This is a genomic window from Mesorhizobium sp. M0698 (genome assembly GCF_040320455.1).
Classification (GTDB): Bacteria; Pseudomonadota; Alphaproteobacteria; order Rhizobiales; family Rhizobiaceae; genus Mesorhizobium.
Genome location: NZ_JAMYPQ010000002.1, coordinates 148,698 through 160,000 on the forward strand (window position 1 = coordinate 148,698; position 11,303 = coordinate 160,000).

Genomic DNA, 11,303 nt, shown 5'->3' on the forward strand with positions numbered 1-11,303 from the left:
TTCGCCATGATCAACCTGCCCCGCGACCGTATGGATCAAGTCGTCAAGCGTTTCGACATGCTCGAAGCGCAGATGTCGGCCGGGCCAGCGCCGGACGCCTATGTCAGGATGGCCTCCGAATATGCCGACATCCAGGAGATGGTGGCAAAGATCAGGGCGCTGCGCGCCGCCGAGCGCGAACAGGCCGATCTGGAGGCGATGCTCGCCGACAAGGGCACCGACGCCGAGATGCGCGCCTTGGCCGAGGCCGACCTGCCGGAGGTCAAGCATCGCATCGAGGCGCTGCAGAAGGACATCCAGATCCTGCTGTTGCCCAAGGATGCCGCCGACGACAAGAACGCCATCCTCGAGATCCGCGCCGGCACCGGCGGCGACGAGGCGGCGCTTTTCGCCGGCGACCTGTTTCGCATGTACGAGCGCTATGCCGCGGCGCATGGCTGGCGTTTCGAGACGGTGTCGGCCAGCGAGGGTGAGGTCGGCGGCTACAAGGAAATCATCGCCACCGTTTCGGGCAAGGGCGTCTTTGCCCATCTGAAGTTCGAATCCGGCGTGCACCGGGTGCAGCGCGTGCCGACGACCGAGGCGGGCGGACGCATTCATACCTCGGCGGCGACGGTCGCGGTGCTGCCGGAAGCCGAAGAGGTCGACATCGACATCAGGGCCGAAGACATCCGCATCGACACGATGCGCGCCTCGGGTTCCGGCGGCCAGCACGTCAACACCACCGATTCGGCCGTGCGCATCACCCATCTGCCGACCGGCATCATGGTGGTGCAGGCGGAAAAGTCGCAGCACCAGAACCGGGCGAAGGCCATGCAGATCCTGCGCGCCAGGCTCTACGACCTCGAGCGCAGCAAGGCGGACGAGGAACGTTCCGAATCGCGCAAGTCGCAGGTCGGCTCGGGCGACCGCTCGGAACGCATCCGCACCTATAATTTTCCGCAGGGTCGCGTCACCGATCATCGTATCAACCTGACGCTCTATAAGCTCGACCGGGTGATGATGGGCGAACTCGACGAGATCATCGACGCGCTGATAGCCGATCACCAGTCGAAGCTGCTCGCCGATATCGGCATCGATGGCTGACAGCCTGCCCGCCACGCTGGCGCCGCTGCTGCGGGAGGCGCGAAACCGGCTCGCCGCAGCCGGGATCGCGGATCCGGCGCTCGATGCCAGGCTGATCGTCGAGCATTTTTCCGGCACCAGTCGCACGCAGGCCATCGCCGATCCCGGGCGCGCTGTCGATACGGACGTGACGGCGGTAATCGAAGCCGCCTTGCGGCGGCGCATCGCCGGCGAGCCGGTACACCGGATCCTTGGCTACCGCGAATTCTACGGCTTGCGCCTTTCGCTTTCGCCGCAAACGCTGGAGCCGCGGCCGGATACCGAAACGCTGGTCGAGGCTATACTGCCCTTCGTCAAGGCAATGGCGGCACGCGAGGGCGGCTGCCGCATCCTCGATCTAGGGACCGGTACCGGTGCCATCGCGCTGGCGCTGCTCAGCGCCGTTCCGGCCGCGACCGCCACCGGCGTTGACATTTCGCAGGAGGCGCTGGCCACAGCCATGCGTAATGCCGGGGAATTGGGGCTCGTCGGCCGGTTCACGCCGGTCAAATCCGACTGGTTTGAAAAAGTTTCTGGCCTGTACCATGTAATTGTCGCAAACCCTCCCTATATACCCTCAGACGACATTGGAAATCTGCAGGACGAGGTCCGCGGTTTCGATCCACGCCAGGCCCTCGATGGCGGCGTGGACGGTCTGAGCCCCTACAGGAAGATCGCCGCGGGAGCGGCAGCGTATTTGGAACTCCAAGGCAGGATTGCGGTCGAGATCGGCCATACGCAGCACCAACAGGTTACGGAGATATTCTCCGCGGCCGGGTACCGTTCGGTCGGGGTGTTTCGTGATCTCGGCGGAAACGACAGAGTTCTTGTGTTCGAACGGTGGAAGCCGTGATGCAGTGCGAAAAAAGCGCTTGGCAATACCGGGGAATGCGGCTAGGGTCGCGTTAACCGGATGAGACGAAGCAGGCAGTGCTCTTAGCGATTCGGTTTTCCTTGGAAATAGCTGCCTTCTTGCGCAAACGACGCCCAAGCTTCGTGCGGGAATCGTCCGGCAAGTGAAGTAACCGGAACAGGATGGCACGTGGCGCCAACGCAATTGATGCGGGCGAACGCCGGTGAAGGAACGAAACGGCTGGCCGTATGAGCGCCTCCGTTCGTGAAGAGTTTTTCGAAAATTTCAAAGTGAAGAGAGTCTAATGAGGCCACAACAGCAAAACAGGCGCATGCGCGGTCGCAACAACAGTGGCGGCGGCGGCAACAACAATAACAACAACAATCGTAAGGGGCCGAATCCCCTGACGCGTAACTATGAGAGCAACGGCCCGGACGTGAAGATCCGCGGATCGGCTCAGCAGATTGCCGAGAAGTACGCAACCCTTGCCCGTGACGCGCAAAGCTCCGGCGACCGGGTGATGGCGGAAAACTATCTCCAGCATGCAGAGCACTATAACCGCATCATCGCAGCCGCTCAGGCGCAGATGCCGATCCAGAACGCCCAGCAGAATCGCGACGATTTCGACGATGACGGCGACGAGGATCGCGACGAGTTCGACAATGCCGGCAACAATGCCAACGAGACGTCGGGTTCGGCGGTCAATCACGGGGCCGGCCCGCAGCCGGTCATCGATGGCACGCCGGCCGAGCTGGCGCTGAACCAGGAAAACAGCCGCGACAATCGGGGCGGCCGCGATAACCGTGACGGACGCGACAACAATGGCGGACGCCACCGCGACCGTCGCCCCAATGGCGGTTACGGCCAGAACGGCCAGCGCGGCGAGTATGGCGCGCGCGGCGAGCAGCAGGGTGGACAGCGCGTCGAACAGCCACGGCGCGACGAGACGCCGGCGCAGGCGGAGCCCGTGCCGGCCGCTGAGCCGGTCTTTGTGAGCGAGCCCGCACCGCAATTCGAAAACCTTTCGCCAGCGGGTCTCGCCGCCCAGGCCGAGCTCAACGAAGCCGCGGCCGAAAACAGCCCGGCACGCCGCCCCAGGCGTCCGCGCCGTCCGCGGCTCGATGTCGAACCGGCAAATGGCGGCAACGACAACGCCGGCCGTGACAGTGCCGAGACAAGCAGTGCCGAGACAAGCAATGCCGAGACTGGCAATACCGACGCTGGCAATGTCGATGCAGCGCCGGCTGAAGGCCCCGGCGGTCAAGCTGTGATCGCAGACGTCGAGAATTGATCGGAAAAACGTTCAGCCGATCTTAGCGCATCCTTTACCCTGGACGGCGGAGAGAAATCTCCGCCGTTTTTGTTTTGCGCGCTCGGAATATTATGCATTCGCCAGTGTCGAGGCGTCTTGAGGGTCTGTGGTTTGCGTCCCATATCTTGCGTGAACAGGACCCGGCTCGAACGGGCGGGTCCGTCACCGCAATCTGATCCGGTGCCGCGAAGCGGGCCGGTGACGGAAGGAGACAGGCATGAATCTTGAAAAATATTCCGAGCGCGTGCGCGGCTTTATCCAGTCCGCGCAAACCATGGCGCTTTCCCGCAATCACCAGCAATTCACCCCCGAGCATATCCTCAAGGTCCTTGTCGATGACGACGAGGGCCTGGCTGCGTCGCTGATCGAGCGCGCCGGCGGCAATGTCCGTGACGTCAAGCTCGGCGTCGAAACGGCACTGGAGGCAATGCCCAAGGTCGAGGGCGGCAATGGCCAGCTCTATCTGGCGCAGCCGCTGGCAAAGGTGTTTTCGACCGCCGAGGAACTGGCCAAGAAGGCCAGTGACAGCTTCGTTACCGTCGAACGGCTATTGCAGGCGCTGGCCATGGAAAAATCGGCCAAGACCGCCGACATCCTGTCCAAGGCGGGTGTCACGCCGCAGGCGCTGAACCAGGTCATCAACGACGTACGCAAAGGTCGCACTGCCGATTCGGCGAGCGCCGAGCAGGGCTACGACGCGCTGAAGAAATACGCGCGCGACCTGACGGCGGACGCCCGCGCGGGCAAGCTCGATCCGGTCATCGGCCGCGACGACGAAATCCGCCGCACCATCCAGGTGCTGTCGCGCCGCACCAAGAACAACCCAGTGCTGATCGGCGAACCCGGCGTCGGCAAGACGGCGATCGCCGAAGGGCTGGCGCTGCGCATCGTCAATGGCGATGTGCCGGAATCGCTCAAGGACAAGCAGCTGATGGCGCTCGACATGGGGTCGCTGATCGCCGGCGCCAAATACCGCGGCGAGTTCGAGGAGCGGCTGAAGGCGGTGCTTTCCGAAGTCACGTCTGCCGCCGGCGGCATCATTCTGTTCATCGACGAGATGCACACGCTTGTCGGTGCCGGCAAGGCGGATGGCGCCATGGACGCGTCGAACCTGCTGAAGCCGGCGCTCGCCCGCGGCGAACTGCACTGCGTCGGCGCCACCACGCTCGACGAGTACCGCAAGCATGTCGAGAAGGATGCGGCCCTTGCCCGCCGCTTCCAGCCGGTCTTCGTCAATGAGCCGACGGTCGAAGACACCGTCTCGATCCTGCGCGGCCTGAAAGAGAAATACGAGCAGCACCACAAGGTGCGCATCTCGGATTCGGCGCTGGTCGCGGCCGCTACACTGTCAAACCGTTACATCGCCGACCGCTTCCTGCCGGACAAGGCGATCGATCTCGTCGACGAGGCCGCGTCGCGGCTCCGCATGCAGGTCGATTCGAAGCCCGAGGCGCTGGACGAGATCGATCGCCGCATCATGCAGCTCAAGATCGAGCGCGAGGCGCTGAAGGTCGAGAAGGACGATGCCTCGAAGGACCGGCTCGCCCGGCTTGAGAAGGAACTCTCGAACCTCGAGGAGGAATCGACCGAGCTGACCTCGAAATGGCAGGCCGAGAAGCAGAAGCTCGGGCTTGCCGCCGACCTCAAGAAGCAGCTCGACGAGGCGCGCAACGAACTTGCCATTGCCCAGCGCAAGGGCGAATTCCAGCGCGCCGGCGAACTTGCCTATGGCAAGATCCCGGAACTCGAAAAGCAGCTGAAGCAGGCCGAAGCCAGGGATGGCAAGGCCGGCATGGTCGAGGAAGTGGTCGGTCCCGATCACGTCGCCCATATCGTCTCGCGCTGGACGGGGATCCCGGTCGACAAGATGCTGGAAGGCGAGCGCGACAAGCTGTTGCGCATGGAAGACGAGGTCGGCAAGCGCGTCGTCGGCCAGGGCGAGGCGGTGCAGGCAGTGTCGAAAGCCGTGCGCCGTGCGCGCGCCGGCCTTCAGGACCCGAACCGGCCGCTCGGCTCGTTCATGTTCCTCGGACCGACGGGCGTCGGCAAGACCGAATTGACCAAGGCGCTGGCCAGCTTCCTGTTCGACGACGAGAGCGCCATGGTGCGCATCGACATGTCGGAGTTCATGGAGAAGCACTCGGTCGCCCGGCTGATCGGCGCGCCTCCCGGCTATGTCGGCTATGAGGAAGGCGGCGCGCTGACCGAAGCGGTGCGGCGCCGGCCCTATCAGGTCGTGCTGTTCGACGAGATCGAGAAGGCGCATCCTGATGTCTTCAACGTGCTGCTGCAGGTGCTCGACGACGGCCGGCTGACCGATGGGCAGGGCCGCACGGTCGATTTCCGCAACACGCTGATCATCATGACATCGAACCTCGGCGGCGAATATCTGGTCAATCTCGGCGAGGACCAGGATGTCGACGTCGTGCGCGACGAGGTGATGAATGTCGTCAGGGCTTCGTTCCGGCCGGAATTCCTCAACCGCATCGACGAGGTAATCCTGTTCCACCGGCTGCGCCGCCAGGATATGGGTCGTATCGTCGAGATACAGCTCAAGCGCCTGGAAAACCTGCTTGTCGACCGCAAGATCGCGCTTTCGCTCGATCAGGAGGCGATCGACTGGCTGGCGGCCAAGGGTTACGACCCGGCCTATGGCGCGCGGCCGCTGAAGCGGGTGATGCAGAAGGAATTGCAGGACCCCCTGGCGGAAAAGATCCTGCTCGGCGAGATCCTCGACGGCTCAACCGTCAAGGTCACCGCCGGCTCCGACCGCTTGAACTTCCGCTCGAAGCCCGCGGTCGTGGCAACCGAGGCAGCCGCCTGAGCTCAAGCCAAGAGCCTGTTCCATCCCGATCGAATCGGGATGGAATTCCTGTCTTCAATCTCGACCATGATCCTTTCCGAAAAACCGGCATACCCTTTTGTTACGCCGGCCTTCGGTTCATGGTCCAACATCACTGGCGGGGCGCAGATGACGCTGGACGACTATAACAGCTTCTGCGCCTCGCTGCCTTCGGCGACCCATGTCGTGCAGTGGGGCGGCGCCCATGTCTGGAAGGTCGGCGGCAAGGTCTTCGCGATCGGCGGCTGGAGTGAGGGCAAGGAGCCGTTCGTTACCTTCAAATGCTCCGACATCGCCTATGACGTGCTGAGGGAGCAGCCGGGCCTTCGGCCCGCGCCCTATCTTGCCTCACGCGGCATGAAATGGATCCAGCGCCAGACCGGCGAAAGCATGGATGATGGCGCGCTGAAGGATTACCTGCGCGAAAGCCACCGTCTTGTCGTGCTGAAGCTGACGAAGCAGGCGCGCAAGGAATTGGGACTCGCTGCCGGTTAATCGGTCAGAAATCCGCCATCTTCATGCCCGGTTCATATTGGAACCTTATCGTTGGCAACTGATTTGCTGGCGAAGGGGTTCGCCTACCACATCGGCCCGAAATCGAGTTTTGATTTTCGCAAAGCACGATGCGGAGATTTAAAGCGTTAGAGCGTCCTTTGCGCGTCGAAAAAGACGCGCGGCGCTTTGAAGAGACAATGCCGGCGGCGGCAATTACGGACCGGAGAATTTGGCCATCATGTTGCGCACCATCTTCACCCTTTCAGCGCTTGCTGCCGGGCTGCTGGCGTCGAATGCGATGGCCTCGCCAATAGTGGATACCGCGCCACGGGTGGTTCGTGCCGCCAATGGCGGCGGCATTCTTGTCGCCCAGAACGGCAATCTCGATATCTACTACGATGCCAGGGGAAACCGCGTCATCGTCGATGCGGAGACCGGCAAGGTCATCGCCATCCAGCCGCCGCAGACCAGGCTCGACCGCCGCGCCTTGCGCCGCGAGCGCTTGCGCAATCTCGGACCGGTCGAGGACGACCGCTATTATCTCGACGACCCGCAGGACATGGCGCGCTACCGCCGCAGGCAGTTGGAAGACGAGGGCAGGATCATCGTGCCGCCGGCCGACGACTACGATCTTAATGGCGACAATTCGGTGGAAGCCTTCCCCGAAGCGCCACGGGATGACGGCTACGGCAACGGTTATCCGGAGGCAGCGCAGCCGGTAAAGCCGCGCACCATCGAGCGCCAGCCGCTCAACGAGGCCTCGATCGAGCCGGTCGAGCCGACGGTGCCGAACGAGCAGGCGGCCTTACCGCCAGACACAGCCCCGCCGCCAAGCACTGGCGGCAAGACGGCGGTCGACCCGTCGCTTGCGCTCGGCGCCCGCGAGGACGTGGCGGCACTGCAGGTGCTGCTCGACCGTGCCGGTGCATCGCCCGGCGTCATCGACGGACGCTTCGGCTCGAATGTCGACAAGGCACTCGCCGCCTATAATGAGATCACCGGCAGCAATCTGAAATCGACCGACGCAATCGGCATCCAGGCGGCCCTGGCGCAATCCGGCGGCGATGCCTTCGCCTCCTATACGATCACGCCCGAGGATGCGGCCGGTCCCTATGTCGCCTCGATACCGGAGGACTACAGCCAAAAGGCCCAGCTCGATCGGATGGGCTACACGTCGGTACCCGAAGCGCTGGCCGAGCGCTTTCATATGGATGAAACCTATCTGAACAAGCTCAATCCGGACGCCAATTTCAATCGTCCGGGCACCATCATCAAGGTCGCCAATTTCGGCAGGCTGGTGGCGACGCCGGTGGCGCGCATCATCGCCGACAAGTCCAATAAGCAGGTCCGCGCCTATGATGCGGCGGGCAAGCTGGTCGCAGCCTATCCGGCGACTATCGGCTCGTCCGACACGCCGTCGCCGTCCGGCACGCATGCGGTGTCGCGTGTCGCATTGGACCCGAACTACACCTACAACCCGAACATCAATTTCAAGCAGGGCGAAAACGACAGGATCCTGACCATCCCGCCGGGGCCGAACGGCCCGGTCGGCTCGGTCTGGATTGCGCTGGACAAGCCGACCTACGGCATTCACGGCACGCCGGATCCGTCCAAGATCGGCAAGACCGAAAGCCATGGCTGCGTGCGGCTGACCAATTGGGACGCGCGCGAGCTTGCCAAGATCGTGACGCCCGGCGTTATCGTGGAGTTCGTCGACTAAAGCGCAACGCCTTCGCCCGAATCACCCGATGACCTTGCGCAGCAGTGGCGCGCGCAGCGCTGCGGCATAGATCAGCTGCACCACCAGGATGAAGCCGACGCTGAGCAACGGGCTGATCAGGCAGAGTGCAGCGCCGACGGCCCACAGGATCTGTGCCTTGACGATGCGCAGATAGACCGTTCGGGTGGTCTCCGCGTCGACACCTTCGGCCAGAAATCCGTTTTTGTCCGCGTAGCGCCAACTGGCGAGCAGCGTCAGTCCGAGCATCAAAAGATTGAACCAGTAGACGAGCACCGCAGTCCTGAATTCGAGGAAGTCGGCGAGAAGGTCGGTCGAGAACGGCAGCAAGGCGATGAAGCCGAGGAAACAGAGGTTCAGCGTGGCAAGCCGCCGGTCGGATTTTGCAATCAGCCCGTGTTGCGCCTGCTGGCCGAACCAGAAGATGGTCAGCGTCAGGAAGCTGAGCGCATAGGTCAGGAAGCGCGGCGCCAGTGCTGTGATCGCTGTGATCAACTCGCGTTCGGAATGCACCGTTTCATGCGCCGGCACCCTGATCTCGAGAACGATCAGGGTGAGCGCGATGGCGAACACGCCGTCGGTGATGCCGACGACGCGCCCGCGTCCTTCCGCCGAGGGTTCGAGCGGTCGTTTCATGCGGTATTTCCCCCTTGCCGGTAGCGCTGCGAGAAGCTTAGCACGGCACTTGCCGTTTGCACCCTGAGCGGCGTGATCCTGCCTGTGTGGCCAGGTTGGGCCTGGTTTCAACGAGAACAGCGTGCTGGCCGGTTGTCGCCGGCGCGCCGGCGATCTAGGTAAGGCGGCATGCACACGCCAACCAAAGTCGGTACCGGCGCCGTTCCCCTGACCGGCTCACTTCCCGCCGATACGTTCTGTCCGCAGGCGCAGCGGCGGTTCGTGCTGATCGCCGCGATCCTGGCTTCTGCGCTCGGCTTCATCGACGGGTCGGTCCTAGCCATTGCGACGCCGGCGATCCGCGTCGACCTCGGCGCCAGCCTCGCCGAGGCACAATGGATTTCCAATGCCTACGCATTGACACTCTCAGCCCTCATTCTCGTCGGCGGCGCCGCCGGCGATCGCTTCGGCCTGCGCCACTCCTTCGTCGCCGGCATCGTCCTGTTCATTGCCGCCTCGCTTGCCTGCGCGCTGGCGCCTAACCCGACGGTGCTTATTGCGTTTCGGGCTATCCAGGGTGTCGGAGCGGCCATCATGGTGCCGGGCAGCCTGGCCATTATCGCCAAAGCCTATCCGAAAAAGGAACGCGGCCGGGCGATCGGCATCTGGGCCGCAGCATCAGCACTGACGACGGCGCTCGGCCCGGTGCTGGGCGGCTTCGTGCTGTCGGCGTTCGGCGACGGCATCTGGCGGGCGATCTTCGCCATCAATCTGCCGCTCGGCCTTATCTCGGTCTATCTTCTGCTGGCCAAGGTCCCTGCCGACGCGCCGGCGGAAAAGCGCGGCCTCGATCTCGGCGGCGCTGCACTCGCCATATTGGCGTTCGGAGCTCTCGCTTACGGTCTGACCTCGATGAGCGGCGACGGGGAGGGGCTGATGTCCGGCCCGAGTATTGCCGCCGGTGCGGTTTTGCTCGTCGTGTTCATCGTCTTCGAGCGCCGGCGGCGCGAGCCGATGATCGAGCTGTCGTTGTTTCGAATCGGCGCGTTCGCGGGCGCCAATGTGGCGACCTTCTTCCTTTATTTCGCGCTGTCGGCCAATCTGTTCTATCTGCCGATGCTCATGATCGCCGGATGGGGGCTGAGCGCGGCCGAGGTCGGTTTCATCTTCCTGCCGCTTTCGGCATTGATCGCAGTGTTGTCCGGACCGGTCGGCCAGTGGTCCGACCGCATCGGGCCTCGCTTTCCGATCGCCAGCGGCAGTCTGGTTGTGGCTCTTGCCTTTGCCGGACTTGCCCTGCTGGCCTATTGGGGCATCCACAATTTCTGGATCGGGGTATTCCCGCTGATGGCTCTGATGGGGTTCGGCATGGCGCTGGTGGTATCGCCGCTGTCGACCGCCGTCATGACGGCGGTCGAGGACAAGGATACGGGTGCGGCCTCGGGCATCAACAACGCCGTCTCGCGCATCGGCGGCCTGATTGCCGTGGCGGCGATGGGATCGCTGGCGGCCTGGGTCTATGCTGGCGTGCTCGGCACCGCTGCCGGCTCCGGCATTCCGGGTTTCGGCGAACCGCCGCCAGCCGGCCTGGCGCCCGGCCTCGATACGGCACGACTTGCCGCCAGCGACGCGGCATTCGCCGCCGTTGCCGCGGTGACCGCGCTGCTTTGCCTGTTTTCGGCAATCACCGCGTGGACGACGGTTTCCGGCGAGCGGCTGCCATGGGCGCGCGACACGGCGAATCAGCAGGGCTGACGACGAAAAACGTCGGCTCAGCCTTCGATCTTGGCGCTCGCGACCTTCAACTGATTGCTGTCTTCCTGCTTGAGCAGGTCGTCGATGCGTTCGCGCTCGCGCTTGAAGGCGACGAGGTCGTCGCCCTTCAGCGTCTTACCGACCGGTAGGCGGACGCGCATCGAATCGACCTTTGTGCCGTTGACGATCAGTTCGTAATGAAGATGCGGACCGGTGGAGAGGCCGGTTGAGCCGAGATAGCCGATAACCTGACCCTGGCGAACGCGAACACCCGGCTCGATGCCTTTGGCAAAGGCGCTCTGGTGATTGTAGGACGTCTCGTAGCCATTGGCGTGACGCAAGATGATCTGCTTGCCATAGCCGCCGGCCCAGCCGGCCTTTTCGACGACGCCGTTGCCCGCGGCAATGATCGGCGATCCCACGGGAGCTGCCCAGTCGGTGCCGGTGTGCATTTTCACATACCCCAAAATGGGGTGACGCCTGGCACCGAACCCGGACGTAAACCGGCCATTGGGCAAGGGATTGCGCAGCAGAAACTGCTCGGCGCTGCTGCCGTTTTCGTCGAAGTAGTCGGTGCTGCCGTCCTGCA

General features: G+C 63.6%; 9 protein-coding genes (1 of these 9 only partly in view). 7 read left to right on the forward strand and 2 right to left on the reverse strand.

Annotation, left to right across the window (positions count from 1 at the left end; genetic code table 11):
• Positions 1-6 precede the first annotated feature (6 nt).
• The 6 genes from prfA to NKI16_RS05370 all read left to right on the forward strand — a co-directional run bounded on the left by prfA (position 7) and on the right by NKI16_RS05370 (position 8,326).
• Complete coding sequence (gene prfA / locus NKI16_RS05345; protein WP_352633855.1) at positions 7-1,086, forward strand: peptide chain release factor 1; 1,080 nt, start codon at positions 7-9, stop codon at positions 1,084-1,086.
• Entirely contained in the window at positions 1,079-1,957 is an 879-nt protein-coding gene (prmC, locus tag NKI16_RS05350; RefSeq protein WP_352621700.1) for a peptide chain release factor N(5)-glutamine methyltransferase, read from the forward strand. The genes prfA and prmC overlap by 8 nt, the downstream gene beginning before the upstream one ends.
• 331 nt (positions 1,958-2,288) lie before the next feature.
• Positions 2,289-3,248, forward strand: coding sequence for a DUF4167 domain-containing protein (locus NKI16_RS05355; RefSeq protein ID WP_352922317.1), 960 nt, complete (start codon positions 2,289-2,291; stop codon positions 3,246-3,248).
• Between the two features lie 238 nt (positions 3,249-3,486).
• The gene (gene clpB / locus NKI16_RS05360) at positions 3,487-6,093 is read left to right on the forward strand and encodes an ATP-dependent chaperone ClpB (RefSeq protein WP_352570512.1); all 2,607 of its coding nucleotides are present in this window, start codon (positions 3,487-3,489) and stop codon (positions 6,091-6,093) included.
• 147 nt (positions 6,094-6,240) lie between these two features.
• Positions 6,241-6,606, forward strand: coding sequence for an MmcQ/YjbR family DNA-binding protein (locus tag NKI16_RS05365; RefSeq protein ID WP_352456638.1), 366 nt, complete (start codon positions 6,241-6,243; stop codon positions 6,604-6,606).
• Positions 6,607-6,844: 238 nt separating this feature from the next.
• A complete protein-coding gene (locus tag NKI16_RS05370) occupies positions 6,845-8,326 on the forward strand; it encodes a L,D-transpeptidase family protein (RefSeq protein ID WP_352621702.1) in 1,482 nt (493 codons plus the stop codon).
• Positions 8,327-8,347: 21 nt separating this feature from the next.
• On the opposite strand, the gene NKI16_RS05375 is transcribed toward NKI16_RS05370, so the two are convergent.
• Positions 8,348-8,980 (reverse strand): TMEM175 family protein, encoded by a 633-nt coding sequence (locus NKI16_RS05375; RefSeq protein WP_023675159.1) that lies wholly within the window; start codon positions 8,978-8,980, stop codon positions 8,348-8,350.
• 168 nt (positions 8,981-9,148) lie between these two features.
• Between NKI16_RS05375 and NKI16_RS05380 the strand changes: the two genes are divergently transcribed.
• Complete coding sequence (locus tag NKI16_RS05380) at positions 9,149-10,714, forward strand: MFS transporter (RefSeq protein ID WP_023675160.1); 1,566 nt, start codon at positions 9,149-9,151, stop codon at positions 10,712-10,714.
• Positions 10,715-10,731: 17 nt separating this feature from the next.
• Here NKI16_RS05380 and NKI16_RS05385 read toward each other — a convergent pair whose 3' ends face one another.
• Positions 10,732-11,303 carry the 3' portion of a M23 family metallopeptidase gene (locus NKI16_RS05385; protein ID WP_352577119.1) on the reverse strand. It continues 1,387 nt past the right edge of the window, so the window shows 572 of its 1,959 coding nt (coding positions 1,388-1,959); the start codon falls outside the window, past its right edge — the gene reads right to left on this strand; its stop codon occupies positions 10,732-10,734.

Coding starts and splice junctions, on each gene's coding strand:
- NKI16_RS05375 (WP_023675159.1), bottom strand. CDS start 8,980: ATGAAACGACCGCTCGAACCCTCGGCGGAAGGACGCGGGCGCGTCGTC.
- prmC (WP_352621700.1), top strand. CDS start 1,079: ATGGCTGACAGCCTGCCCGCCACGCTGGCGCCGCTGCTGCGGGAGGCG.
- NKI16_RS05380 (WP_023675160.1), top strand. CDS start 9,149: ATGCACACGCCAACCAAAGTCGGTACCGGCGCCGTTCCCCTGACCGGC.
- prfA (WP_352633855.1), top strand. CDS start 7: ATGATCAACCTGCCCCGCGACCGTATGGATCAAGTCGTCAAGCGTTTC.
- clpB (WP_352570512.1), top strand. CDS start 3,487: ATGAATCTTGAAAAATATTCCGAGCGCGTGCGCGGCTTTATCCAGTCC.
- NKI16_RS05355 (WP_352922317.1), top strand. CDS start 2,289: ATGCGCGGTCGCAACAACAGTGGCGGCGGCGGCAACAACAATAACAAC.
- NKI16_RS05365 (WP_352456638.1), top strand. CDS start 6,241: ATGACGCTGGACGACTATAACAGCTTCTGCGCCTCGCTGCCTTCGGCG.
- NKI16_RS05370 (WP_352621702.1), top strand. CDS start 6,845: ATGTTGCGCACCATCTTCACCCTTTCAGCGCTTGCTGCCGGGCTGCTG.